Annotated in this window: 24 protein-coding genes and 1 pseudogene; 22 read left to right on the top strand and 3 right to left on the bottom strand. The window is 71.4% G+C overall.

The genetic code is table 11. The features are described from left to right. From AB0N90_RS30620 to AB0N90_RS30540, 17 genes and pseudogenes are all read left to right on the top strand, one after another. Nucleotides 1-378: pseudogene (locus AB0N90_RS30620) on the top strand (phosphocholine cytidylyltransferase family protein); the annotation flags it as partial. Then, a complete protein-coding gene (locus AB0N90_RS30615) occupies nucleotides 366-1,427 on the top strand; it encodes an iron-containing alcohol dehydrogenase family protein (RefSeq protein WP_085567612.1) in 1,062 nt (353 codons plus the stop codon). The pseudogene AB0N90_RS30620 and the gene AB0N90_RS30615, both read left to right, overlap by 13 nt. Continuing rightward, a complete protein-coding gene (locus AB0N90_RS30610) occupies nucleotides 1,405-2,184 on the top strand; it encodes a CDP-alcohol phosphatidyltransferase family protein (protein ID WP_365202099.1) in 780 nt (259 codons plus the stop codon). The genes AB0N90_RS30615 and AB0N90_RS30610 overlap by 23 nt, the downstream gene beginning before the upstream one ends. A gap of 35 nt (nucleotides 2,185-2,219) precedes the next feature. Then, a complete protein-coding gene (locus AB0N90_RS30605; protein ID WP_232988563.1) occupies nucleotides 2,220-3,065 on the top strand; it encodes a glycosyltransferase in 846 nt (281 codons plus the stop codon). A gap of 55 nt (nucleotides 3,066-3,120) precedes the next feature. After that, nucleotides 3,121-4,050: an ABC transporter permease gene (locus AB0N90_RS30600; RefSeq protein ID WP_365202097.1), complete on the top strand. Its 930-nt coding sequence runs from the start codon at nucleotides 3,121-3,123 to the stop codon at nucleotides 4,048-4,050. A 64-nt stretch (nucleotides 4,051-4,114) separates the two neighbouring features. Continuing rightward, a complete protein-coding gene (locus tag AB0N90_RS30595) occupies nucleotides 4,115-4,855 on the top strand; it encodes an ABC transporter ATP-binding protein (RefSeq protein WP_365202115.1) in 741 nt (246 codons plus the stop codon). Between the two features lie 361 nt (nucleotides 4,856-5,216). Further along, nucleotides 5,217-6,113 (top strand): squalene synthase HpnC, encoded by an 897-nt coding sequence (gene hpnC / locus AB0N90_RS30590; RefSeq protein WP_361675785.1) that lies wholly within the window; start codon nucleotides 5,217-5,219, stop codon nucleotides 6,111-6,113. Then, nucleotides 6,110-7,072 carry a presqualene diphosphate synthase HpnD gene (hpnD, locus tag AB0N90_RS30585; RefSeq protein ID WP_365202096.1) on the top strand — a complete coding sequence of 321 codons (963 nt, stop codon included), beginning with the start codon at nucleotides 6,110-6,112 and terminating at the stop codon, nucleotides 7,070-7,072. Before hpnC ends, hpnD begins: the two co-directional genes overlap by 4 nt. Beyond that, nucleotides 7,072-7,200, top strand: coding sequence for a DUF6380 family protein (locus AB0N90_RS30580; RefSeq protein ID WP_365202095.1), 129 nt, complete (start codon nucleotides 7,072-7,074; stop codon nucleotides 7,198-7,200). Before hpnD ends, AB0N90_RS30580 begins: the two co-directional genes overlap by 1 nt. Continuing rightward, complete coding sequence (gene hpnE / locus AB0N90_RS30575; RefSeq protein WP_365202093.1) at nucleotides 7,197-8,621, top strand: hydroxysqualene dehydroxylase HpnE; 1,425 nt, start codon at nucleotides 7,197-7,199, stop codon at nucleotides 8,619-8,621. Before AB0N90_RS30580 ends, hpnE begins: the two co-directional genes overlap by 4 nt. Beyond that, entirely contained in the window at nucleotides 8,621-9,748 is a 1,128-nt protein-coding gene (locus AB0N90_RS30570; RefSeq protein ID WP_365202091.1) for a polyprenyl synthetase family protein, read from the top strand. The genes hpnE and AB0N90_RS30570 overlap by 1 nt, the downstream gene beginning before the upstream one ends. A 116-nt stretch (nucleotides 9,749-9,864) precedes the next feature. Further along, the gene (shc, locus tag AB0N90_RS30565; RefSeq protein WP_365202090.1) at nucleotides 9,865-11,928 is read left to right on the top strand and encodes a squalene--hopene cyclase; all 2,064 of its coding nucleotides are present in this window, start codon (nucleotides 9,865-9,867) and stop codon (nucleotides 11,926-11,928) included. A 1-nt stretch (nucleotide 11,929) separates the two neighbouring features. Next, entirely contained in the window at nucleotides 11,930-12,571 is a 642-nt protein-coding gene (locus AB0N90_RS30560; RefSeq protein ID WP_365202088.1) for a 1-hydroxy-2-methyl-2-butenyl 4-diphosphate reductase, read from the top strand. A 6-nt stretch (nucleotides 12,572-12,577) separates the two neighbouring features. Next, complete coding sequence (hpnH, locus tag AB0N90_RS30555; RefSeq protein ID WP_085567620.1) at nucleotides 12,578-13,600, top strand: adenosyl-hopene transferase HpnH; 1,023 nt, start codon at nucleotides 12,578-12,580, stop codon at nucleotides 13,598-13,600. Nucleotides 13,601-13,604: 4 nt separating this feature from the next. Next, entirely contained in the window at nucleotides 13,605-14,720 is a 1,116-nt protein-coding gene (ispG, locus tag AB0N90_RS30550) for a flavodoxin-dependent (E)-4-hydroxy-3-methylbut-2-enyl-diphosphate synthase (RefSeq protein WP_361675805.1), read from the top strand. A gap of 38 nt (nucleotides 14,721-14,758) precedes the next feature. Further along, nucleotides 14,759-16,657: a 1-deoxy-D-xylulose-5-phosphate synthase gene (gene dxs, locus AB0N90_RS30545; RefSeq protein ID WP_365202086.1), complete on the top strand. Its 1,899-nt coding sequence runs from the start codon at nucleotides 14,759-14,761 to the stop codon at nucleotides 16,655-16,657. Beyond that, nucleotides 16,654-18,039: an aspartate aminotransferase family protein gene (locus tag AB0N90_RS30540; protein WP_365202084.1), complete on the top strand. Its 1,386-nt coding sequence runs from the start codon at nucleotides 16,654-16,656 to the stop codon at nucleotides 18,037-18,039. Before dxs ends, AB0N90_RS30540 begins: the two co-directional genes overlap by 4 nt. Nucleotides 18,040-18,043: 4 nt before the next feature. Here AB0N90_RS30540 and AB0N90_RS30535 read toward each other — a convergent pair whose 3' ends face one another. Continuing rightward, the gene (locus tag AB0N90_RS30535; RefSeq protein WP_365202083.1) at nucleotides 18,044-18,364 is read right to left on the bottom strand and encodes a hypothetical protein; all 321 of its coding nucleotides are present in this window, start codon (nucleotides 18,362-18,364) and stop codon (nucleotides 18,044-18,046) included. Nucleotides 18,365-18,527: 163 nt separating this feature from the next. On the opposite strand from AB0N90_RS30535, the gene AB0N90_RS30530 reads away from it, so the two are divergent. Beyond that, nucleotides 18,528-19,154, top strand: a complete 627-nt coding sequence (locus tag AB0N90_RS30530) for an XRE family transcriptional regulator (protein WP_361675817.1) — start codon at nucleotides 18,528-18,530, stop codon at nucleotides 19,152-19,154. Further along, on the top strand, nucleotides 19,151-19,273 hold the full coding sequence (locus AB0N90_RS30525) for a DUF6126 family protein (RefSeq protein WP_128792689.1): 123 nt from the start codon (nucleotides 19,151-19,153) through the stop codon (nucleotides 19,271-19,273). The genes AB0N90_RS30530 and AB0N90_RS30525 overlap by 4 nt, the downstream gene beginning before the upstream one ends. Nucleotides 19,274-19,316: 43 nt before the next feature. Here the strand turns inward: AB0N90_RS30525 and AB0N90_RS30520 are convergent, their stop codons facing one another. Further along, a complete protein-coding gene (locus tag AB0N90_RS30520) occupies nucleotides 19,317-20,114 on the bottom strand; it encodes a tyrosine-protein phosphatase (RefSeq protein WP_361675821.1) in 798 nt (265 codons plus the stop codon). 339 nt (nucleotides 20,115-20,453) lie between these two features. On the opposite strand from AB0N90_RS30520, the gene AB0N90_RS30515 reads away from it, so the two are divergent. Beyond that, nucleotides 20,454-21,239 carry an SGNH/GDSL hydrolase family protein gene (locus AB0N90_RS30515; protein ID WP_361676014.1) on the top strand — a complete coding sequence of 262 codons (786 nt, stop codon included), beginning with the start codon at nucleotides 20,454-20,456 and terminating at the stop codon, nucleotides 21,237-21,239. Nucleotides 21,240-21,443: 204 nt separating this feature from the next. Here AB0N90_RS30515 and AB0N90_RS30510 read toward each other — a convergent pair whose 3' ends face one another. Further along, nucleotides 21,444-21,638: a hypothetical protein gene (locus tag AB0N90_RS30510; protein ID WP_361675824.1), complete on the bottom strand. Its 195-nt coding sequence runs from the start codon at nucleotides 21,636-21,638 to the stop codon at nucleotides 21,444-21,446. A gap of 293 nt (nucleotides 21,639-21,931) precedes the next feature. On the opposite strand from AB0N90_RS30510, the gene AB0N90_RS30505 reads away from it, so the two are divergent. Then, nucleotides 21,932-23,056 (top strand): AfsR/SARP family transcriptional regulator, encoded by a 1,125-nt coding sequence (locus AB0N90_RS30505; protein WP_365202080.1) that lies wholly within the window; start codon nucleotides 21,932-21,934, stop codon nucleotides 23,054-23,056. Between the two features lie 23 nt (nucleotides 23,057-23,079). Beyond that, nucleotides 23,080-25,350 (top strand): TOMM precursor leader peptide-binding protein, encoded by a 2,271-nt coding sequence (locus AB0N90_RS30500; protein ID WP_365202079.1) that lies wholly within the window; start codon nucleotides 23,080-23,082, stop codon nucleotides 25,348-25,350. The last annotated feature ends 63 nt before the right edge of the window (nucleotides 25,351-25,413 follow it).

The following is a 25,413-nucleotide window of genomic DNA, read 5'->3' as shown; positions in this document are numbered from 1 at the left end:
CTGCTGGCCGCCCGCGGTGACGGAAGGAAGATCATCCTCGCGCTGGACACCGTGAAGTCCCTGGCGGACGAGGAGATGAAGGTCGTCGTCGACCCCGCCAAGGGCATGACGAAGATCACCAAGCTGATGGACCCCGCCGAGGCGACGGGTGAGTACATCGGCGTGACCCTGATCGAGGGCGACGCGGCCGAGGAGCTGGGCGACGCGCTGAAGACGGTCTGGGAGACCGACCCGCAGCAGTTCTACGAGCACGGCTACCAGGAGCTGGTCGACCGCGGCTTCCGGATCGACGTGGCGCCCATCGGCGACGTCTCCTGGGTCGAGATCGACAACCACGACGACCTGGCCAAGGGGCGGGAGATCGCGTGCCGCTACTGACCCGGCTGATCCCCTCGCCGGTCGTCGTGGACATCCGTCCGGGTGCCCTGGACGACCTGGCCGGTGTCCTCGCCGACGAGCGCATCTCCCAGTCGGGCCGTCTCGCCGTCGCCGTCAGCGGCGGCTCGGGCGCCCAGCTGCGCGAGCGCCTCGCCCCCTCGCTGCCCGGCGCCTCCTGGTACGAGGTGGGCGGCGGCACCCTGGACGACGCGATCCGGCTGGCCGGCGAGATGAAGTCCGGCCACTACGACGCGGTGGTCGGACTCGGCGGCGGCAAGATCATCGACTGCGCCAAGTTCGCCGCGGCCCGGATCGGCCTGCCCCTGGTCGCCGTGCCCACCAACCTCGCGCACGACGGCCTGTGCTCGCCGGTCGCCACGCTCGACAACGACGCGGGGCGCGGCTCCTACGGTGTGCCGAACCCGATCGCGGTCGTCATCGACCTGGACGTGATCCGCGCGGCCCCGGCCCGCTTCGTCCGGGCCGGTATCGGCGACGCCATCTCCAACATCAACGCGATCGCGGACTGGGAGCTGTCCCACCGGGTCAACGGCGAGAAGATCGACGGTCTCGCCGCGGCCATGGCCCGCCAGGCCGGCGAGGCGGTGCTGCGGCACCCGGGCGGCATCGGCGACAACGGCTTCCTCCAGGTGCTCGCCGAGGCGCTGGTCCTCAGCGGTATCTCGATGTCGATCTCCGGCGACTCCCGGCCCTCCTCCGGCTCCTGCCACGAGATCAACCACGCGTTCGACCTGCTGTTCCCGAAGCGCGCGGCCGCCCATGGCGAGCAGTGCGGGCTCGGCGCGGCCTTCGCCATGTATCTGCGCGGGGCCCACGAGGAGGCCGGGCACACCGCCCAGGTACTGCGCCGGCACGGGCTTCCGGTGCTGCCGGAGGAGATCGGCTTCACCGTGGACGAGTTCGTCCGCGCCGTGGAGTTCGCGCCGGAGACCCGGCCCGGCCGCTACACCATCCTCGAACACCTCGACCTCAAGCCGAACCAGATCAAGGACATCTACGCCGACTATGTCAAGGCCATCGGTAGCTGAACTCCGTCCGGTCGTCCACCCCGCCGGGGTGAAGGACCGGCGCAGCGGTGAGCACTGGGCGGGACGCCTCTACATGCGTGAGGTCTCCCTGCGCATCGACCGCTACCTGGTGAACACCAGGGTCACGCCCAACCAGCTCACGTACCTGATGACCCTGTGCGGTGTGCTCGCGGCCCCGGCCCTGCTGGTGCCGGGGATCTGGGGCGCGATCCTCGGCGTGGTCGCCACCCAGCTGTACCTGCTGCTGGACTGCGTCGACGGCGAGATCGCCCGCTGGCGCAAGCAGTACTCCCTCGCCGGTGTCTACCTGGACCGGGTCGGCGCCTACCTCACCGACGCGGCCGTGCTGGTCGGCCTCGGGCTGCGCGCCGCCGACCTGTGGGGCACCGGTCGTATCGACTGGCTGTGGGCCTTCCTCGGCACCCTGGCCGCGCTCGGCGCGATCCTGATCAAGGCGGAGACCGACCTGGTCGGTGTCGCCCGGCACCAGACCGGCAAGCCGCCGGTGCAGGAGGCCGCCGCCGAGCCGCGTTCCTCCGGGATGGCGCTGGCCCGCCGGGCCGCCTCGGCGCTGAAGTTCCACCGGCTCATCCTCGGCATCGAGGCCTCGCTGCTGATCGTGCTCCTCGCCATCGCGGACCAGATCCACGGCGACCTGTTCTTCACCCGGCTCGGCACCGCCGTCCTCGCGGGCATCGCCCTGCTCCAGACGCTGCTGCACCTGGTGTCCATCCTCGCCTCCAGCAGGCTGAAGTGAGCGCGGCCGGGCGCGTCGGCGCCGTCATCATCACCATGGGCAACCGGCCCGAGGAGCTGCGCGCCCTGCTCGACTCGGTCGCCAAGCAGGACGGTGACCCCGTCGAGGTGGTCGTCGTCGGCAACGGCTCCCCGGTGCCCGACGTCCCCGAGGGCGTGCGCACCGTCGAGCTGCCCGAGAACCTGGGCATCCCGGGCGGCCGCAATGTCGGCATCGAGGCGTTCGGCCCCGGCGGCCAGGACGTCGACATCCTGCTCTTCCTCGACGACGACGGCCTGCTCGCCCGGCACGACACCGCCGAGCTGTGCCGCGAGGCGTTCGCCGCCGACCCGGAGCTGGGCATCATCAGCTTCCGCATCGCCGATCCCGTCACCGGCGAGACCCAGCGCCGCCATGTGCCCCGGCTGCGCGCCGCGGACCCGATGCGCTCCTCGCGGGTGACCACCTTCCTGGGCGGCGCCAACGCGGTGCGCACCAAGGTGCTCGGCGAGGTCGGCGGGCTGCCCGCCGAGTTCTTCTACGCCCATGAGGAGACCGATCTGGCCTGGCGGGCGCTGGACGCCGGCTGGCTGATCGACTACCGCTCCGACATGGTGCTGTTCCATCCGACGACCGCGCCCTCGCGGCACGCCGTCTACCACCGCATGGTGGCCCGCAACCGCGTCTGGCTCGCCCGGCGCAACCTCCCCGCCCCGCTGGTCCCCGTCTACCTGGGCGTGTGGCTGCTGCTCACGCTCGCCCGGCGGCCCTCGCGGCCGGCCCTCGCGGCCTGGTTCGGCGGCTTCAAGGAGGGCTGGACCACGCCCTGCGGTCCGCGCCGTCCGATGCGCTGGCGCACGGTCTGGCGGCTCACCCGGCTGGGCCGTCCTCCGGTCATCTGAGAAGCTTCTTACCTGAACAGCAAGCTTCTTACCGAGAGAGTCCGGGTTCTTACTCGTGAGTCACACAACGCATGACGCCGGTGTCGCGGTGAGCGCGATACCGTCGCCCGACCAGGGGCTGACGCCGGCCGAGCTGGCCGCCAGGTACGGGCTCGCCGTCAGCGGCGCCCGTCCCTCGCTGGTGGAGTACATCCGCCAGCTGTGGAGCCGGCGCCACTTCATCCTCGCCTTCTCGCAGGCGAAGCTGACGGCGCAGTACAGCCAGGCCAAGCTCGGGCAGCTGTGGCAGGTCGCCACTCCACTGCTGAACGCGGCCGTGTACTACTTCATCTTCGGCGTCATCCTGCACGCCAGCCGCGGCATGTCCCATGACGTGTACATCCCGTTCCTGGTCACCGGCGTCTTCGTGTTCACCTTCACGCAGAGCTCGGTCATGTCGGGCGTGCGCGCCATCTCCGGGAACCTCGGCCTGGTGCGCGCCCTGCACTTCCCGCGCGCCTCGCTGCCCGTCTCCTTCTCGCTCCAGCAGCTCCAGCAGCTGCTGTTCTCGATGATCGTGCTGTTCATCGTGGCGATCGGCTTCGGCAGCTACCCCGGGATGTCCTGGCTCTTGATCGTGCCGATCCTGGCGCTGCAGTTCCTGTTCAACACCGGCCTCGCGCTGATCGTGGCCCGCATGGGCGCCAAGACGCCGGACATGGCGCAGCTGATGCCGTTCGTGCTGCGCACCTGGATGTACACCTCCGGCGTGATGTTCTCCATCAGCACGATGATGGCGGACCGCCCGGAGTGGGCGGTGCGGCTGCTCCAGGTCAACCCGGCCGCGATCTACATGGACCTGATGCGCTTCGCGCTGATCGACGGCTACGGCGCCTCGAACCTGCCCCCGCACGTGTGGGCGATCGCGGTGTTCTGGGCCGTGGCGGTCTTCGCCGGCGGCTTCGTGTACTTCTGGAAGGCGGAGGAGCGGTACGGCCGTGGCTGAGCAGAACGCCGAGCAGAACCCACAGCAGAGCACCACGGAGACCGGCGAGCGCCGCCCGACCGTCATCGCGGACGATCTGCACATCGTCTACCGGGTCAACGGCGCCAAGACCGGCAAGGGCAGCGCGACGGCCGCCCTCAGCCGGATCCTCAAGCGCGGCGAGGAACGGGGCGTGCGCAAGGTGCACGCCGTGCGCGGGGTCTCCTTCGTCTCCTACCGCGGCGAGGCCATCGGCCTGATCGGCTCCAACGGCTCCGGCAAGTCCACCCTGCTGCGCGCCATCGCCGGCCTGCTGCCCGCGGAGAAGGGCAAGGTCTACACCGACGGCCAGCCCTCCCTGCTGGGTGTGAACGCGGCCCTGATGAACGACCTGACCGGCGAGCGCAACGTCATCCTGGGCGGTCTCGCCATGGGCATGTCGCGCGAGCAGATCAGGGAGCGCTATCAGGACATCGTCGACTTCTCGGGGATCAACGAGAAGGGCGACTTCATCACCCTGCCGATGCGCACCTACTCCTCCGGTATGGCCGCCCGGCTGCGCTTCTCGATCGCGGCCGCCAAGGACCACGACGTCCTCATGATCGACGAGGCCCTCGCCACCGGTGACCGCAAGTTCCAGAAGCGCTCCGAGGAACGCATCCGGGAACTGCGCAAGGAGGCCGGCACGGTCTTTCTGGTCAGCCACAACAACAAGTCCATCCGCGACACCTGCAACCGCGTGCTGTGGCTGGAACGCGGTGAGCTGCGCATGGACGGGCCGACCGAAGAGGTGCTCAAGGAGTACGAGAAGTTCACCGGCAAGTGAACTGTTTCGGCCAGGGCCCCGCCGGCAACCTTCCGGCGGGGCCCCGCGTCTGCAAAGGAAGCGTCAACTCCCAAGGCCCTCAGGAATCTTGACGCCAATCGGTGTGTTGTTGTGATGTGCGGGACACCCCCTCGAATCTTGATGTGTTGTACAACGTAAGCTGTACCGGTGCCGGAAAGCGGCAAGTGGGGCGATAATGCGCGACACCCTGCGCCAGGTCACGCCCCGCGAATTGCCGGGCGGCGTGTCCGAAATAGTGTGTATTGGGTCGGCAGTGTAGAACGGGAGATGTGACGGCAATGGCTACGGAAACTCCCCAGCTCAACGCAGCATGTGCCGTTGCCGCCCCGGGCGTCGCCCGATGACGGCCACCAATACGGCGCCGGACCTGGAACGCGCCACCCTCGACAAGGCCGCGAGCGAGAACTTCCCCGTGGCCCCCTTCTTCCTGCCCCGCGACTGGCGCGACGACCTCATGGCGGTCTACGGCTTCGCCCGTCTGGTCGACGACATCGGCGACGGCGACCTCGCCCCCGGTGGCGCCGACGCCGAACTGCTCGGCGTGTCGGCCACCGAAGCCGACGATCGGCTGCTGCTGCTCGATGCCTTCGAGGCCGATCTGCGCCGGGTCTTCGACGCCACCCCGAGCCATCCCCTGCTGCGCCGGCTCCAGCCCGTCGTACGGCGCCGGGCGCTCACCCCCGAGCCGTTCCTCGGCCTGATCGCCGCCAACCGCCAGGACCAGCTCGTCACCCGGTACGAGACGTACGACGACCTCCTCGCCTACTGCGAACTGTCCGCCAACCCCGTCGGCCGCCTCGTCCTCGCCGTCACCGGCACCTCGACCCCCGAGCGGATCCGTCTGTCCGACGCGATCTGCACCGCGCTCCAGATCGTGGAACACCTCCAGGACGTCGCCGAGGACTTCGGCCGCGACCGGATCTATCTTCCGGCCGAGGACATGAAGCGCTTCCACGTCTCGGAAACGGATCTGTCCGCGAAAACCACGGGCGCATCGTTGCGCGCCCTGGTTGCATACGAAGCACAACGCGCCCGCGATCTGCTGAATGAAGGCGCCCCCCTGGTGGGTAGCGTCCACGGCAGGTTGAAGCTGCTGCTCGCAGGGTTCGTGGCGGGGGGAAGGGCGGCGGTCCGAGCGATCGCCGCCGCCGAATACGACGTTCTTCCCGGCCCGCCCAAACCAGGCAAGGTCCAGTTGCTGCGTGAGGCGGGCGTGATTCTGCGAGGAGAGGGGTGATCCGGACCGTGGAGTCTGCGTCGCACGTGTCCGCACCGGTGCTCGCCGCCTACCGCTACTGCGAGACGGTGACCGGACAGCAGGCCCGTAACTTCGCGTACGGCATCCGGCTGCTGCCCACACCGAAGCGGCGCGCCATGTCGGCGCTGTACGCGTTCTCACGGCGTGTCGACGACATCGGCGACGGCGATCTGGCCGACGACGTGAAGGTGACACGGCTCCAGGAGACCCGGGCCCTGCTCGCCCGGATCCGGGAGGGCGGCGTCGAGGAGGACGACACCGACCCGGTGGCCGTCGCGCTCACCCATGCCGCCGACACCTTCCCGATCCCGCTCGGCGGCCTGGACGAGCTGATCGACGGCGTCGAGATGGACACCCGCGGGGAGACGTACGAGACCTGGGACGACCTGAAGGTCTACTGCCGGTGTGTCGCCGGTGCCATCGGCCGCCTCTCGCTCGGCGTGTTCGGCACCGAACCGGGCGTCCGCGGCGCCGAGCGCGCCGCCGAGTACGCCGACACGCTCGGGCTCGCGCTCCAGCTCACCAACATCCTCCGGGACGTCCGCGAGGACGCCCTGGGCGGCCGTACGTATCTGCCCGCCGACGACCTGGCCAAGTTCGGCTGCGCGGCCGGATTCGAGCGGCCCACGCCGCCGGAGGGCTCCGACTTCGCCGGCCTCGTGCACTTCGAGGTCCGCCGCGCCCGCGCCCTTTTCGCCGAGGGCTACCAGCTGCTGCCCATGCTCGACCGGCGCAGCGGCGCCTGCGTGGCCGCCATGGCCGGCATCTACCGCCGCCTCCTCGACCGTATCGCGCGCGACCCCGAGGCCGTGCTGCGCGGCCGGGTCTCGCTGCCCGGCCACGAGAAGGCCTATGTCGCCGTGCGCGGCCTGTCCGGCCTCGACACCCGGCAGGTCACCCGACATGGCGCCGGGCGGTCCGTCGGGAGGCGCGTCTGATGGACCTCACCGAACCAGCGGACTTCCGCCGGGCAACCCCGCGCCACGGCGTGGCGTCCCTGACTGCGACGACCGTACGTGCACCGTTCAACCAGCACGGCCGGCACGCACGGAAGGACGCACCATGAGCGACGGCGCACGCCCCGCACCGGGACAGCGCACCCCCGAGAGCGCGGCACGCGGCGCCGTCGTGATCGGCGGTGGCCTCGCCGGGATCACCGCGGCGCTCGCCCTCGCCGACGCGGGCGTCCGCGTCACCCTGCTCGAAGGCAGGCCCAGGCTGGGCGGCCTCGCCTTCTCCTTCCAGCGCGGCGAACTGACCGTCGACAACGGCCAGCATGTGTACCTGCGTTGCTGCACCGCCTACCGCTGGTTCCTCGACCGGATCGAGGGCGCGGCGCTGGCACCGCTTCAGGACCGCCTGGACGTGCCCGTCGTGGACCTCGCCAAGCCCGCGGGCCGGCGGCTCGGCAGACTGCGGCGCGACCCGCTGCCCGTGCCCCTGCATCTGGGGCGCAGCCTGGCCGCCTATCCGCACCTCTCGCTCGCCGAGCGCGCCTCCGTCGGGCGTGCCGCGCTCGCGCTCAAGGGTCTCGACCTCGCCGATCCGACCCTGGACACCCAGGACTTCGGCAGCTGGCTGGCCGCCCACGGCCAGTCGGCGCGTGCCATCGAGGCCCTGTGGGACCTGGTCGGGGTCGCCACCCTCAACGCGGTCGCGGGCGACTCCTCGCTGGGGCTCGCCGCGATGGTGTTCAAGACCGGTCTGCTGTCCGACCCGGGAGCGGCCGACATCGGCTGGGCCCATGTCCCGCTGGGCGAACTGCACGACCGGCTGGCCCGCAGGGCGCTCGACTCCGCGGGCGTGCGTACCGAGGTCCGTTCACGCGTCACCTCCGTCTCTGTCATGGAGAACGGTGGCTGGCGCGTCGAGGTTCCCGGCGAGCGCATCGAGACCGACGCGGTCGTCCTCGCCGTACCCCAGCGCGAGGCGTACGAACTGCTGCCGCCCGGCGCCCTCGACGCCCCCGAGCGGCTGCTCGAGATCGGCACCGCCCCCATCCTCAACGTGCATGTGGTGTACGACCGCAAGGTGCTCGCGCGGCCCTTCTTCGCCGCCCTCGGCACCCCCGTGCAGTGGGTCTTCGACCGCACCCATGCCTCCGGGCTGCGCTCGGGCCAGTACCTCGCGCTGTCCCAGTCGGCCGCGCAGGACGACATCGACCTCCCCGTCGCGGAGCTCCGCGCGCGCTACGTCCCGGAGTTGGAGAAACTCCTCCCGGGGACGCGCGGCGCCGTGATCGAGGACTTCTTCGTGACCCGGGAGCGTACGGCGACGTTCGCGCCCACCCCCGGCGTCGGGCGTCTGCGGCCCGGCGCCCGCACCAAGGCATCCGGCCTGTACCTGGCCGGAGCGTGGACCGCCACCGGGTGGCCCGCGACCATGGAGAGTGCGGTCCGCAGCGGAGTGAGCGCGGCCGATGCCGCGCTCCGCGCCCTGGGCCGGCCTCGCCCGAGCCGTCTCTTCGCCTTCGAGGAGGCGGCCTGATGCCTCATCGGCAGCCGGCGGCAGGCCCCCGCACCTTCGGTACCGCAACAAGAGGAGAGACTGTGCCCACTGTGCCCCCGGCCTCGACGGAGACCGCGGTGGACGTCACCGCGCTGCTGGAGCGCGGACGGACCCTGGCCACACCGGTCCTGCGTGCGGCCGTCGACCGCCTCGCTCCTCCCATGGACACCGTCGCCGCCTACCACTTCGGCTGGATCGACGCCGCAGGCAACCCGGCCGACGGCGACGGGGGCAAGGCTGTACGCCCCGCGCTCGCCGTGCTCTCCGCCGAGGTCACCGGCAGCGCGCCCGAGACCGGCGTGCCGGGCGCCGTCGCCGTCGAACTGGTCCACAACTTCTCGCTGCTGCACGACGATCTGATGGACGGCGACGAGCAGCGCCGCCACCGCGACACCGTCTGGAAGGTGCACGGCCCCGCCCAGGCCATCCTGGTCGGTGACGCCCTGTTCGCGCTGGCCAACGAGCTGCTGCTGGAGCTGGGTTCGGTCGAGGCCGGCCGCGCCACCCGCCGGCTGACCACCGCCACCCGCGCCCTGATCGACGGTCAGGCCCAGGACATCTCCTACGAGCACCGCGACCGCGTCAGCGTCGAGGAGTGCCTGGAGATGGAGGGCAACAAGACCGGCGCGCTGCTCGCCTGCGCCTCCTCCATCGGCGCGGTCCTCGGCGGCGCCGACGACGCCACCGCCGACGCGCTGGAGCGCTACGGCTACCACCTCGGACTCGCCTTCCAGGCCGTGGACGACCTGCTCGGCATCTGGGGCGACCCGGAGGCCACCGGCAAGCAGACCTGGAGCGATCTGCGCCAGCGCAAGAAGTCGCTGCCGGTGGTCGCCGCGCTCGCGGCCGGCGGACCCGCCTCCGAGCGGCTCGGCGAGATCCTCGCCGCCGACGCCAAGAGCAGCGACTTCGAGAACTTCTCCGAGGAGGAGTTCGCGGCCCGCGCCGCCCTCATCGAGGAGGCGGGCGGCCGCGAATGGACCGCCGAGGAGGCGCGCCGCCAGCACACCATCGCCGTCAGCGCCCTGGACGCGGTCACCATGCCGGACCGGGTGCGGGCCGCCTTCACGGACCTCGCCGACTTCGTCGTCGTACGAAAGAGATGATCACTATCGGTCGAACCATCCTCGCGTAGTCGCCGGCCGGTGTCGCGACAGGAAGCACACCGGCCGACGGCGGACCCACAGCAGCACGTCTCGCACGACTGTACGAAGGGGAAGCCATGACAGCGACGACCGACGGAAGCACCGGGGCCACCTTGCCGTCCCGCGCTGCCGCGGCCAGCGACACCACCCTCACGACCCCCGAGGCGGCCGGGGCACCGGAAGCCGCCGCCCGGGCCGCCCGCCGCGCCACCGACTTCCTGCTCTCCCGGCAGGACGCCGAGGGCTGGTGGAAGGGCGACCTGGAGACCAACGTCACCATGGACGCCGAGGACCTGCTGCTCCGCCAGTTCCTGGGCATCCAGGACGAGCGGACCACGCAGGCCGCCGCGAAGTTCATCCGCGGCGAGCAGCGCGAGGACGGCACCTGGGCCACCTTCTGGGGCGGGCCCGGCGAACTGTCCGCCACCATCGAGGCGTACGTCGCCCTGCGGCTGGCCGGCGATGCGCCCGACGCCCCGCACATGGCGCGGGCCGCCGCCTGGATCCGCGAGCGCGGCGGCATCGCCGCCGCCCGGGTCTTCACCCGCATCTGGCTCGCCCTGTTCGGCTGGTGGAAATGGGAAGACCTGCCGGAGATGCCCCCGGAACTGATCTGGTTCCCCGGCTGGATGCCGCTGAACATCTACGACTTCGGGTGCTGGGCCCGGCAGACGATCGTGCCGCTGACCATCGTCTCGGCCAAGCGCCCGGTGCGCCCCGCGCCCTTCGCGCTGGACGAGCTGCACACCGACCCGGCCAACCCCAACCCGCCCAAGCCCCTTGCGCCCGCGAACACTTGGGACGGCGCCTTCCAGCGCCTGGACCAGGCGCTCCGGCGGTTGCGCAAGGTCGTCCCGCGCCGGCTGCGCAAGGCCGCGATGAACGCCGCCGCCCGCTGGATCATCGAGCGGCAGGAGAACGACGGCTGCTGGGGCGGCATCCAGCCCCCGGCCGTGTACTCGGTCATCGCCCTGCATCTGCTCGGCTACGACCTCGAACACCCGGTGCTGCGCGAGGGGTTGGCCTCGCTGGACCGGTTCGCCGTCTGGCGCGAGGACGGCGCCCGGATGATCGAGGCCTGCCAGTCCCCGGTGTGGGACACCTGCCTCGCCGCCATCGCGCTGGTCGACGCCGGACTGCCCGTCGACCATCCCCAACTGGTCAAGGCCGCCGACTGGTTGCTCGGCGAGGAGATCGTCAGGCCCGGCGACTGGGCCGTCAAACGCCCCCAACTGCCCCCGGGCGGCTGGGCGTTCGAGTTCCACAACGACAACTACCCGGACATCGACGACACCGCCGAGGTCTCCCTCGCACTGCGCCGGATCCGGCACCACGACCCGGAGCGCACGGACCGGGCGATCGGGCGCGCGGTGCGCTGGAACCTCGGCATGCAGTCGAAGAACGGCGCGTGGGGCGCCTTCGACGTCGACAACACCAGCCCGTTCCCCAACCGGCTGCCGTTCTGCGACTTCGGCGAGGTCATCGACCCGCCGTCCGCGGACGTCACCGCGCACGTGGTGGAGATGCTCGCCGCCGAGGGCCTCGCCCACGATCCGCGCACCCGGCGCGGCATCGCCTGGCTGCTCGCCGAACAGGAGCAGAACGGGGCGTGGTTCGGCCGCTGGGGCGTCAACTACATCTACGGCACCGGGTCGGTGGTCCCGGCGCTGACCGCGGCCGGACTGCCCGCCTCGCACCCGGCGATCCGCCGGGCGGTGACCTGGCTGGAGTCGGTCCAGAACGACGACGGCGGCTGGGGCGAGGACCTGCGCTCCTACAAACACGTCAGGGAATGGGCCGGCCGGGGCGCCTCCACCCCCTCGCAGACCGCGTGGGCGCTGATGGCGCTGCTCGCGGCGGGGGAGAAGGACTCCAAGGCCGTCGAGCGGGGTATCCAGTGGCTCGCGGCCACCCAGCGCGAGGACGGCACCTGGGACGAGCCGTACTTCACCGGCACCGGCTTCCCCTGGGACTTCTCCATCAACTACCACCTGTACCGGCAGGTGTTCCCGCTCACCGCGCTCGGCCGGTATCTGCACGGCGACCCCTTCGAGCGGCAGCTGCTCGCCAAGGCCCCCCGGCCGCGGCCCGAGGCGGCCAAGCCCGCCGGGTCATCGCTCTCCGAGGCCAAGGGGAGCTGATGTGAACGTCCAGCCCGCCCCGGCCCCGCTGCTGATCGCCTGCGCGCTCGGCATCGAGCACCTCGCGCTGCGCTCGGGCGATCGCGGCGGGGCCGGCGGGCCGGTCACGTTCGTCCGTACCGGGATGGGGCCGCGGGCGGCGCAGCGCTCCCTCACCCGGCACCTGGCCCGGCCCGCGCTCACCGATGCCGCCGTGGTGGCCACCGGTTTCTGCGCGGGCCTCGCCCCCGGGATGCACCCCGGTGACCTGGTGGTCGCCGAGGAGACCCGGGACCCGCACGGCACCGTCCGTTGCGTGGGCACCGAACTGCTGGTGAAGGAACTCGCGCGGCTGCTGCCCGGCCGCACGGTCCACACCGGCCCGCTCACCGGCTCCGATCATGTCGTCCGCGGTCCCGAACGGTCGGCCCTGCGCGCGACCGGCGCGATCGCCGTCGACATGGAGTCCGCGGCCACCCTGCTCAGCGCCGTGACCGCGGGCAAGCGCCCGGTCGCCGCCGTCCGGGTGGTCGTCGACGCTCCCGAACACGAACTCGTCCGGATCGGCACCGTGCGCGGTGGAATATCAGCATTCCGTGTACTTCGTTCCGTACTTCCCGCATATTTCGAATGGCACCGTTCTTTGCTGCTCCCCCGGAGGTGAGCCCAGATGGCCATGCCGTTGCGTCAGTCCATCAAGGTCGCTACATACCTGGCCGAACAGAAGCTCCGCAAGCGGGACAAGTTCCCGCTCATCGTGGAGCTCGAACCGCTCTTCGCGTGCAACCTCAAGTGCGAGGGCTGCGGCAAGATCCAGCATCCGGCCGGAGTGCTCAAGCAGCGCATGCCGGTCGCCCAGGCGGTGGGCGCGGTGCTCGAATCGGGTGCGCCGATGGTCTCCATCGCGGGCGGCGAACCCCTGATGCATCCTCAGATCGACGAGATCGTGCGGCAGTTGGTGGCCAGGAGGAAGTACGTCTTCCTGTGCACCAATGCCATGCTGCTGCGCAAGAAGATGGACAAGTTCACCCCCTCGCCCTACTTCGCCTTCGCGGTGCACATCGACGGGCTGCGCGAGCGGCACGACGAGTCCGTCGCCAAGGAAGGCGTGTTCGACGAGGCGGTGGCGGCCATCAAGGAGGCCAAGCGGCGCGGCTTCCGGGTGACCACCAACTCCACCTTCTTCAACACCGACACCCCGCAGACCATCGTCGAGGTGCTCAACTTCCTCAACGACGACCTGAAGGTGGACGAGATGATGATCTCGCCCGCCTACGCCTACGAGAAGGCCCCGGACCAGGAGCACTTCCTCGGTGTGGAGCAGACCCGCGAGCTGTTCAAGAAGGCCTTCTCCGGCGGCAACCGCAAGAAGTGGCGGCTCAACCACTCCCCGCTCTTCCTGGACTTCCTGGAGGGCAGGGTCGACTTCCCGTGCACCGCGTGGGCGATCCCCAACTACTCGCTCTTCGGCTGGCAGCGCCCCTGCTACCTGATGAGCGACGGGTATGTGCCGACGTACCGGGAACTGGTGGAGGACACCGACTGGGACAAGTACGGCCGCGGCAAGGACCCGCGCTGCGCCAACTGCATGGCGCACTGCGGCTACGAGCCCACCGCCGTACTCGCCACCATGGGTTCCCTGAAGGAGTCGCTGCGGGCCATGCGCGAGACGGTCTCGGGAAACCGGGAGTAGGGCGATGACCGCCGTACCCTTGGGCGTTCCCGAGGTACCGGCCCGGCAGGTGGCCCCGCGGCGGCGGTCGCGGGAGATCCACGTCGGGCCGGTGGCGGTCGGGGGCGGGGCGCCGGTCTCGGTGCAGTCGATGACGACGACCCGTACGTCGGACATCGGAGCCACCCTCCAGCAGATCGCCGAACTCACCGCGTCCGGCTGCCAGATCGTCCGTGTCGCCTGCCCCACGCAGGACGACGCGGACGCGCTGGCCGTCATCGCGCGCAAGTCGCAGATCCCGGTGATCGCGGACATCCACTTCCAGCCCAAGTACGTCTTCGCGGCCATCGAGGCGGGCTGCGCGGCGGTCCGGGTCAACCCGGGCAACATCAAGAAGTTCGACGACCAGGTCGCCCAGATCGCGCGCGCCGCGAAGGACCACGGCACACCGGTCCGGATCGGAGTCAACGCCGGTTCCCTGGACCGGCGGTTGCTCCAGAAGTACGGCAGGGCGACGCCGGAGGCACTGGTCGAGTCGGCGCTGTGGGAGGCGTCGCTCTTCGAGGAGCACGACTTCAGGGACATCAAGATCTCGGTCAAGCACAACGATCCGGTCGTGATGATCGAGGCGTACCGCCAACTGGCCGAAGAGTGCGACTACCCGCTGCACCTCGGTGTCACGGAGGCCGGTCCCGCGTTCCAGGGCACCATCAAGTCGGCCGTCGCGTTCGGGGCGTTGCTGTCCCGGGGCATCGGCGACACCATCCGCGTCTCGCTGTCCGCGCCGCCGGTGGAGGAGGTCAAGGTCGGCATCCAGATCCTGCAGTCGCTGGGGCTGCGCGAGCGGCGTCTGGAGATCGTCTCCTGCCCTTCCTGCGGCCGCGCCCAGGTGGACGTCTACCGGCTCGCGGACGAGGTCACCGCGGGGCTCGACGGACTCGAAGTGCCGCTGCGGGTGGCGGTGATGGGCTGTGTGGTCAACGGCCCCGGAGAGGCCCGTGAGGCCGATCTCGGAGTTGCCTCGGGCAACGGAAAAGGGCAGATCTTCGTCAAGGGCGAGGTCGTGCGGACCGTCCCGGAGTCCCGGATCGTCGAGACCCTGATCGAGGAGGCGCAGCGGCTCGCCGAGCGGATGAAGTGAGTCCACATAACTGCACGGAGCAAGAGGGGGCCACGAACGTGACGATTCTGGAGACGATCCGGCAACCGCGTGATCTGAAGGGGCTGTCCGGGGCGGAACTCGGCGTACTGGCCGAGGAGATACGCGAGTTCCTGGTGCAGGCGGTCTCGCGCACCGGCGGTCATCTCGGGCCCAACCTGGGCGTGGTCGAACTGACCATCGCCCTGCACCGGGTCTTCGAGTCACCGGTCGACCGGATCCTCTGGGACACCGGCCATCAGTCCTACGTACACAAGCTGGTGACGGGACGTCAGGACTTCTCCAAGCTGCGCGGCAAGGGCGGTCTGTCCGGCTACCCGGCGCGCGAGGAGTCCGAGCACGACGTCATCGAGAACAGCCACGCCTCCACCGCGCTCGGCTGGGCCGACGGCCTCGCCAAGGCGCGCGAGGTGAAGGGGGAGCGCGGCCATGTGGTCGCCGTCATCGGGGACGGCGCGCTCACCGGCGGCATGGCCTGGGAGGCGCTGAACAACATCGCGGACGCCCCGGACCGGCCGCTGATCATCGTCGTCAACGACAACGCGCGCTCCTACGCCCCGACCATCGGCGGGCTCGCCGACCATCTGGCCACCCTGCGCACCACCGACGGCTACGAGAAGGTGCTCTCCTGGGGCAAGGAGGTGCTCCAGCGGACCCCCGTCGTCGGCGCGCCGCTCTATGAGTCCCTGCACGGCGCCAAGAAGGGCTTCAAGGACGCCTTCGCCCCCCAGGGGCTCTTCGAGGACCTGGGCCTGAAGTACGTCGGCCCGGTCGACGGGCACGACATCGGGGCCGTCGAGTCCGCGCTGCGCCGCGCCAAGCGCTTCCACGGACCCGTCCTGGTGCACTGCCTGACCGAGAAGGGCCGCGGCTACGAGCCCGCGCTCGCCGACGAGTTGGACCGCTTCCATGCCATCGGCGTGATGGACCCGGCGACCTGCGAACCGCTCGCCGCCACCGGCGGGCGGTCCTGGACCTCGGTGTTCGGCGAGGAGATCGTGCGGATCGGCGAGGAGCGCGAGGACGTCGTCGCGATCACCGCCGCGATGCTGCACCCGGTCGGCCTCGGCGCCTTCGCCGAACGCTTCCCGGACCGGGTGTGGGACGTGGGCATCGCCGAACAGCACGCGGTCACCTCGGCGGCCGGGCTCGCCACCGGCGGACTGCATCCGGTCGTCGCCCTCTACGCCACCTTCCTCAACCGCGCCTTCGACCAGGTGCTGATGGACGTCGCCCTGCACCGCTGCGGGGTCACCTTCGTCCTCGACCGGGCCGGCGTCACCGGCCCCGACGGCGCCTCCCACAACGGCATGTGGGACATGTCGCTCCTCCAAGTGGTGCCGGGCCTGCGGATCGCCGCCCCGCGCGACGCGACCCGGCTGCGCGCCCAGTTGCGGGAGGCGGTGGCCGTGGACGACGCGCCGACCGTGGTGCGGTTCCCGAAGGAGAACGTCGGCCCGGACATCCCGGCACTCGACCGGGTGGGCGGCATGGATGTGCTGCACCGCGCGGAGCGGGCGAAGGTGCTGCTGGTCGCCGTCGGCGTGATGGCGCCGGTGTGCCTCGGCGCGGCGGAGCTCCTCGCGGAGGGCGGTACCGGCTGCACGGTGGTCGACCCCCGGTGGGTCAAGCCGGTCGATCCCGCCCTGCCTCAACTCGCCTCGGAGCACCGTCTGGTGGCCGTCGTGGAGGACAACAGCCGTGCCTCCGGCGTCGGTTCGGCCGTCGCGGGGGCTCTCAGGGATGCCGGAGTGGACGTGCCGGTACGGCAGTTCGGCATCCCGGACCAGTTCCTGCCGCACGCCAAACGCAGCGAAGTACTGGCCGACCTCGGCCTCACGCCGGTGGAGATCGCCGGACGCATTTCAGCGAGCCTGGCCGTCAAGGATGTCGACGGCACCGTCAAGGAGAGTGAATGACCAGCGAGTTCGACCTCGGCGCCCTGCTCGCCGAGCGCGGAGCCGAGCGGTACGAGCTGCACACGAAGTACCTCAACCCGCAGCTCCCGCGCATGTTGCACACCATCGGCTTCGACAAGGTCTACGAGCGTGCCGAGGGCGCCCACTTCTTCGACGCCGACGGCAACGACTATCTCGACATGCTCGCCGGGTTCGGGGTGATGGGCCTCGGCCGCCACCATCCGGTCGTCCGCAAGGCGCTGCACGACGTCCTTGACCTGGACCTCGCCGACCTCACCCGGTTCGACTGCCAGCCGCTGCCCGGACTGCTCGCCGAACGGCTGCTCACCCACAGCCCGCACCTGGACCGGGTGTTCTTCGGCAACAGCGGCACCGAGGCGGTCGAGACGGCCCTGAAGTTCGCCCGCTACGCCACCGGCCGGCCCCGCGTCCTGTACTGCGAGCACGCCTTCCACGGGCTGACCACCGGCTCGCTGTCCGTCAACGGGGAAAGCGGCTTCCGCGACGGCTTCGCCCCGCTGCTGCCCGACACCGCCCTGCCCCTCGGCGATCTCGACGCCCTGGCACGGGAGTTGAAGAAGGGCGACGTGGCCGCGCTGATCGTGGAGCCGATCCAGGGCAAGGGCGTGCACGAGGCGCCGCCCGGCTATCTGCGCGCGGCCCAGGAGCTGTTGCACAGGCACAAGGCCCTGCTGATCGCGGACGAGGTGCAGACCGGCCTCGGCCGTACCGGCGACTTCTACGCCTACCAGCACGAGGACGGCGTGGAACCGGACCTGGTGTGTGTCGCCAAGGCCCTGTCCGGCGGGTATGTCCCGGTCGGCGCGACCCTCGGCAAGGACTGGATCTTCAAGAAGGTCTACTCGTCCATGGACCGCGTCCTGGTCCACTCGGCGAGCTTCGGCGCCAACGCCCAGGCGATGGCGTGCGGCCTGGCCGTGCTGTCGGTCATGGAGAACGAGCAGATCGTCGCGGGTGTGCGCACCACGGGTGAGCTGCTGAGGTCCCGGCTCACCGAGCTGATCGACACGTACGAGCTGCTGTCCGACGTCCGCGGCCGGGGCCTGATGATCGGCATCGAGTTCGGCAAGCCGTCCTCGCTGAAGCTGCGCAGCCGCTGGGCCATGCTCCAGGCCGCCCGCAAGGGTCTGTTCGCCCAGATGGTCGTCGTACCGCTGCTCCAGCGGCACCGGATTCTCACCCAGGTCTCCGGCGACCACCTCGAAGTCATCAAGCTGATCCCGCCGCTCGTCTTCGGCGAGGCCGACGTGGACCGGTTCGTCGAGGGCTTCGCCGCGGTCATGGACGACGCGCACAGCGGCGGCGGCCTGATGTGGGACTTCGGCAGGACACTGATCAAACAGGCGGTCGCCAACCGCTGACCGGTCAGTACGCGAGGACGAGCAGCAGACAGGGGAGGACGAAGGCGGCCGCGCCGAGAGCGGTTCCGGTGGCGGCCGGCCACATCCTTCCGATCCCGCGCTGTGCGTAGTGCAGGCCGGGGAGACCCAGGGTGATGGCGAGGATGCCCCCGAAGAGCGTCACCGGGAGCAGCAGCAGGGCCAGAGCGATGGGCCACTCGGCGTCCGTGAAGCCCAACGCGAGGCAGACGGGGCCCAGGAGAGCCGCGCACCCGAGGGCGAGGGAGATGGGGCCGAGGAGGGTGGCCGGTGAGTCGCTCGGGCCGGGCGCGGTGCGGTCGGGCATGTGATCCCCCAGTCTTTGAACGCGTTCAAAAGATGTGCGTGATCGTAGCAGCGAAAGCCTCGACTCTGAACGCGTTCAAAAGCATGGCGAGGCGGCGATTGCCGTCTTTTGCCTCGGAGGCAAGAAATTTGCCCGACGGGCAAAATTGGCGCTGAATAGAGGCATGAACGCCTCAGATGCCGCATCGCCTGCGGCGGGCCAGGGTGAGGATCTGCCCGCCGTGGCGCCGCAACTGCGCGCACTGCGCCGACGGGCCGGACTCACCCTGGAGGCCGCGGCCCGGGACGCCGGACTCTCACCGGCCCATCTGTCCCGGCTGGAGACCGGGCAGCGACAGCCCTCGCTGCCGATGCTGCTCGCGCTCGCCCGTATCTACGGTACGACGGTCTCCGAACTCCTCGGCGAACGGGTCGCCGACCAGAACGCGATCGTCCGCGCCGCCGACATGGACCCGACCCGGGCCGCCGGATGGACCTACTTCCAGGCCGGAGCCCCCGGCCGCGGGATGCAGGCCCTGCGGGTGCACGCGCCCTACGGCACCCAGGGCGACATCGTGCGCGTCCACCCCGGCGAGGAATGGCTCTATGTCCTCAAGGGACGGCTGCGGCTGCGCCTCGGCGACGCCACGCATCTGCTCGCCCCCGGCGACAGCGCCCACTTCGACTCGCTCACCCCGCACCGCCTCGCCGCCGAGGACCCGGACGGCGTGGAGCTGCTGTTCGTCCACACCCTGCTGCAGAGCCCCACGGCCGCACTGTGCCTGGGGCACCTGAACGGAGAGCTGTCATGAGCAACCTCGAGACCAAGTTCCCCCGTTCCCTGTGGATCCGGCTGCTCATCTACATCGCCCTCGGGCACGTCCTGGCCGCGTTCCTCTATCTGCTCTTCGCGGTCGGCGCCAAGGGCTGAGCCCGCGCCCGCGCACACGGCGGGCGCGGACCGGGTGAACGGATCAGTCCACCAGCCGCGCCCGCAGCCGCTCCCGCGTCTCGGGAGCCAGCCGCAGACCCTGCTCCAGATAGCGGTCCACGCCGCCCCAGGTCTCGTCGATGCTGTCGAACGCGGCCGCCAGATACTCCGCGCGCGCGTCGAAGAGCGGGCTGAGCAGCTCCATCACCTCGGGCGTGTACGCGCTCTGCGCACTGCCGCTGCGCTGCACCTTGTAGCGGCGGTGCTTGGCGTTGGACTCCAGGTAGTCGGCCACGATCGCGTCCCGCTCCACCCCCACGGCGAGCAGGGTGACGGCTATCGAGATGCCCGCGCGGTCCTTGCCGGCCGCGCAGTGCAGCAGCGCCGGGACGCTGTCCTCGGCGATCGAGTGCAGCACCCGGGAGTGCTCGGCCGTGCGATTGCGGAGCGTCGAGCGGTACGAGGCCACCATCCGGGCCGCGCCCTTGCCGTCGTCCAGGATCGCGCGCAGCTGGTCGAGGTCGCCGTCGCGGACCATCGTCCAGAACTCGGCGCCGTCCGCCGGGTCGCTCAGCGGCAGATTCACATTGCGCACGCCGGGCAGCGCGACGTCCGGGCCCTCCAGCTTCTGGTCAGCCGCGTTACGGAAGTCGAAGATGGTGTGCAGGCCCAGGGAGGAGAGGAAGACCGCGTCCTGCGCGGTCGCGTGCGCCAGATGCCCGCTGCGGAACAGCACGCCCTGGCGCAGCCGGCGTCCGTCCACGGTCGGCAGTCCGCCGACGTCACGGAAATTGCGCACACCGGCCAGCTCCGGCTCGGTCGACGGGACCTGCTGCGTCACGGGGGCTCCTCCCGAACGGTCCCCGCCGTCACGGCTCGCGGCGGGCGCTGCGTCGACCATACGGCATTGGTTTCGTGGGGCAATGAGTTGTCCACAGGGCCCTGTCGGCGGGGCGGGCCGGGGCCGCTGACGCGCGTCATGCAGCGTTGCTGTCGGCGACGGTGAGGCCTTGACGGCCCCGCCCAACAGCCCCGCAAGCGGGTGTATTCCTGGAACGGGGAATCTCTCGGAGTGGCTCATCTCACCGTCCGTCAACCCTTGCCTACGGTCGCGTAAGTCACATCCCAAGGTGAATCATGGCCCGACGTGGCAGACGATTCGAAGAATGACAGCAGATCAGTGATCGGGTCGTACGTGGCGGTGGGGGACAGCTTCACCGAGGGCGTCGGCGATCCCGGCCCCGACGGGGCGTTCGTGGGCTGGGCCGACCGGTTCGCGGTACTGCTCGCCGACCGGCGCCCCGAGGGGGACTTCCAGTACACCAATCTCGCCGTGCGCGGGAAGCTGCTGGACCAGGTCGTGGCCGACCAGGTCCCGCAGGTGGCCGAACTCGCCCCGGATCTGGTCTCCCTGTGCGCGGGCGGCAATGACATCATCCGCCCCGGCACCGACCCGGACGAGGTGGCCGAGCGGTTCGAGGCGGCGGTGGCCCGGCTCGCCGAGGTGGCCGGCACCGTCATGGTGACCACCGGCTTCGACACCCGGGGCGTCCCCCTGCTCAAGCACCTGCGGGGCAAGATCGCCACGTACAACGGGCATGTGCGGGCCATCGCCGACCGGTACGACTGCCCCGTGCTCGACCTGTGGTCGCTGAGGTCCGTGCAGGACCGCCGGGCCTGGGACAGCGACCGGCTGCACCTCTCGCCCGAGGGGCACACCCGTGTCGCCCTGCGTGCCGGGCAGGCGCTCGGGCTGGAGATCCCGGCCGACCCGGAGCAGCCGTGGCCTCCGCTGCCGCCCCGCGGCACCCTGGACGTCCGCCGCGACGATGTGCACTGGGCCCGCGAGCACCTGGTCCCCTGGATCGGCCGCCGACTGCGCGGCGAGTCCTCCGGTGACCACGTCACGGCGAAGGGCACCCTGTCCCCCGAGGACATCCGGATGCGCATCGCGTCCGTGGCCTGACCGGTCCGGAACCCGCCCGCAACACGTCCGCCCCGCCTCGCACCTCACCGGGTGCGGCGCGGGGCGCGCGCGTCTCGCCGCAAATGTCCGATCGCCGCCCGCGCGCCTGTCCGCGCCCCGCGGTGGAAATTATGAAACCCGCTTTCGGAATGCCGGTTCGAGTTATCTCGTTCCCGCATGGAAATCGGCGACGCCGCCCGCCGGCTACTCGCGGCGGCGGTCCCGGCCCTTCGGAAGCTCGCCCGAGGCGGTCTCCTCCAGCAGGGCCGTGTACTTCCGCGAGAGCTCCTCGTACCGCTCGTCGGCCCTGTCCTCGGCGCGTTTACGCCGGGTCATGACGTACAGAGCGAGTGGCCCGGTGATCATCGAGACGACCGGGATCAGCGCCCACCACGGCATGGATCCTCCCCTGGGTGCGTGGTGCCCCGGCATACGACCCGGCCCACCTGGTCGCAGCGTATGCCCTTGCGATCGGATCGCCAACGCCCCATCTCCCGGCGGCCTTTGTGCCGCTCACGTGTCACCGGACGTTTTCCTCCGAGCACTGGACGACACCGCATGTTCGAATCTAAGTTCCCGTCTCGGTAGTGGAATTGGGCGCGCCGACGATCTTCGGCGTGCCCAACGTCGCGCCGTCGTACCACCGTTGTGCACCCCCACCGCACCCCCCACCTCGACGCTGAAAGGCCACGGTGAAGACAGGCACCTCCGCGCCGGACAGCGCTCTCCCCGCTATCGGGACCCGGCAGCCCCGGTTCCTCGTGCTCGGCCTGCTCGCCATCACCGACGGCCACGAAACGGTCGTACTCCAGCCCTCCCGCCCCGCCTCGCTCCTCGCGGCCCTGCTGCTCCACCCCGGCGCGGTCGTCGGCTCGGAACTGCTCCAGCGGGTGGTCTGGGGCAACCGGCCGCCGGCGGGCGGCAGATCCGCGCTGCACACCTGCGTGCTGCGGCTGCGCCGGCTCTTCGCGAAGTACGGCATCGCCGATCACGCCATCGAGGCCGTGCCCGGCGGCTACCGGCTGTACGCCGACGCCGACACCCTCGATCTGCTGCACTTCCGCGAGCTGCTCGCCCGCTCGTACACCGCCGACGACCCGGAGTCCGCGCTGCGGCTCGCCCGTGCCGCGCTCGCACTGTGGGGCGAACCCCTGCTGGCGAACGTGCACTCGGACGAGATCCACCGCGACCTCGCGCCCCGCCTGGCCGAGGAGCGACTCCTCGCGGTGGAGCGGGTGTTCGACGGTGAACTGCGCCTGGGGCGACACCGCGAACTGATCCCCGAGGCCCGCGAGGCCGTGCGCGCCCACCCCGGGCACGAGGGGCTGTCCGCCCTGCTCGTCGAGGCGCTGTACCGCGCCGGCCGGCGCGCCGAGGCGCTCGCCGAGTACCGCAGGATCCACGCCCACCTCACCGAGGAACTCGGGGTGGAGCCGGGACCGGTCCTTCGCGACCTCCAACTCGCCGTACTGCGCGGCGAGTCACCCGACGGGCAGCACGGGCCGAACGCCACCGGCGCACCGGCCGCGGCGCTGCCGTCCGGTGGCCGTCCGCTGCCGCTGCCGGTCGGGGGCGGCGGGTCGGGCGAGCCGCCCCCGGGGCTCGGACGAGGCTCGCCCAGCGCCCCCGGCGCCCTGGTGCTCAGCTCGCTCGTGGACGCCGGGCTGCTCCAGGAGGACCCCTCCGGCCGCTATCGAGTCCACGACCTGCTGCGCCTCTTCGTCCAGGCGGCCGGCGCCAGTCTCCCCGGCGCCCCCGCCGTCCCGCACGACCCGACGGACCTGCCTCCCCCGGCCGCCGGCCGACCCTCCCCGTGAGCATTCGAAAGGTCTCCCCGCCCATGCCCCACGCTCCCGCCTCCCCCGAGGAGATCGCTCAGTCGCGGCCCCGCATCCGCCGGGACGTGCTCTACACACAGACCCCGGACGGAGTGCTCTTCCACAACGCCCATGGCGGGTTCAACGTCCGTACCCGCAACGCGTACCGCTTCGCCACGCTGATCGTGCCGCACTTCGACGGCGAGCGGCGGGTCGAGGAGCTGTGCGCGGGCCTGGGGGACAAGCAGCGCGACATGGTGGTCCAACTCGTGCGCGCGCTCTACGCGCGTGGCTTCGCCCGGGACGCCGGTCCCAAGCCCCCGGGCGACCTGCTCGCGCCGCAGGTCGGCGAGCGTTTCGCGCATCAGCTCGACTACCTCGACCACTACGCCGACGACGCGGCCGGACGGTTCGCGCGCTTCCGTGACACCCCGGTCGCCGTCCTCGGTGACGACGCCCTGGCCCGCTGGGCCGCGCTCGGCCTGCTGCGCAACGGCAGCGCCGCCGTGGCCATCGCCGAACAGCCCGGCCCCTACAGCGAGTTGCGGGCCGAACGGCACGGGGTGGAGGGCGCCGCGGAGATCGACGCCGAGGCCGCCGCCCTCGCCGAGGCGGGCTGCGCCCCCCGGCTCGCCCGCCTCGGGGAAGCCGCCGACGGCACGTACGGCTGGGCCGAACTGGAGGGCTGGGACACCGTCCTGGTGACCCCCGCCGCCGGATCCCGGCAACTGCTGCGGCTGCTCACCGAGGGCGTGCCTGCCGGGCGCCGGCTGCTCGGCGCATGGACCTTCGGCGACCGCGCCGTCATCGGACCCGAGATGACCGCCGGGCACACCGGCTGCTGGTGCTGCGCCGCGCTGCGGCTCGGCGCGGGCACCGACGCGGCCGACAGCGCCGACCTGTGGGCGTCCGTCGGACCCGCCGCACCGCTCGGCGCGCCCGCGCCCCTCATCGGCGGCCCGCTCGCCGGAATGCTCGGCAACCTGCTCGCCTTCGAGGTGTTCCGCCTGGTCACCGGAGCGCTGCCCGCCGAGACCCGCGGCCGGCTCGTCGTCCAGGACCTCGACTCCCTCGATGTGCTGACGGAGCCACTGCTGCCGCATCCCCGATGTCCCTACTGCTCCGCCGCCCCCGAGGGTGAGCAGGCGGAGGGCGTCGACGCCCTGCGCACCGCCCGCCCCGAGGACGAGTCCGCGGTCGAGCCCGCCGACGGCGCCGCCGACGAGGACGCCGCCCGCGCCGCGCTCGCCGCGCTGGAGGAGCGCGACGTCCTGGTCTGCGAGGCGGCAGGCGTCTTCACCGCGTACGCCGACGACGAGTGGGAGCAGACACCGCTCAAGATCGGCACCGTACGGCTGGGTCTCGCGCCCGGACGGACGCGCGAGGTGTCCGCCGCCGATGTCCACCATGTCGCCGGGGCCCGCCTGAACGCGCTGTTCCGCGCCGCCGAGGTGTACGTCGAACACGTCGTCCCGGCCCAGGTGCTGACGGCCACCGCGCTGGAGGCCGCCGCCGGGAAGTGGACCCGCCTCGCCCCCGCCGAACTCGCCGTCTCCAGCGGCCTGGACGTGCCCGCCGACCGGATCGCCCACTTCAGCGAGGCCGCCTCGCTGCTCGACGGGCGGACCGTGCTGGTGCCCGCGGGCGCCGTGCGCACCTTCGGCGGCTGGAACGACGCGGGCCTGTTCGAGCGGACCTCCGCAGGCACCGGCGCCGCGGGCAGCCCCCGGGCCGCACTCGCCCGCGCCCTGCGCACCGCGCTCGCCCAGGACGCGCTGCACGCCGCCGTCCGCCGGGCGCACCCAGTACGCACCGTGGACCCCGCGACCCTCACCGAGGACCCGGAACTGCGGTTCCTGCTGCGCTCGGCGGAGAACCTCGGCGTCACGGCCGAAGTCCTGGACCTGGGAAGCCCGTTGCTGCCGGTCGTGCTCGCCCGGTTCACCGACGAGCCCAGCGGCGAGACCCGTTGGGCCACCGGCAGCGGGCTGCGGCACCGGGAGGCCGTCCTGGAGGCGCTGCGCGATCTGCTCGGCGCCGAGCAACTGCGCCGCGCCGGGGGCGAGTCCGACGCCGGTGACCCGCTGTGGGCCGACCTGGACGCGGCCACCCTCGTCCCCGACGGCGTCGTACCGGCCCCCGAGGTCGAGACCACCTGGCCCGCCGTCCTCGACGGGCTCGCCGCGGCCGGACGGGACGCGTTCGCGGTGCGGGTCACCGCGCCCGACCTCGCCGAGGGCACCGTGTTCGCCTCGCGTGTCGTGCTGACCCGCGGGACGCGTCGTGCCCACTGAGACCGTGACCGCGCCGCACCCCGCCCCGCCCCTGGCCGCCGGGCCGTGGGACGCGGTGTGCGC

Origin of the sequence: Streptomyces sp. NPDC093018 (genome assembly GCF_040684035.1) — a bacterium.
In the GTDB taxonomy this organism is placed as follows: Bacteria; Actinomycetota; Actinomycetes; order Streptomycetales; family Streptomycetaceae; genus Streptomyces; species Streptomyces murinus.
Note: the sequence above shows the minus strand (reverse complement) of the source record. Positions and strands in the feature narration are given on the sequence as shown.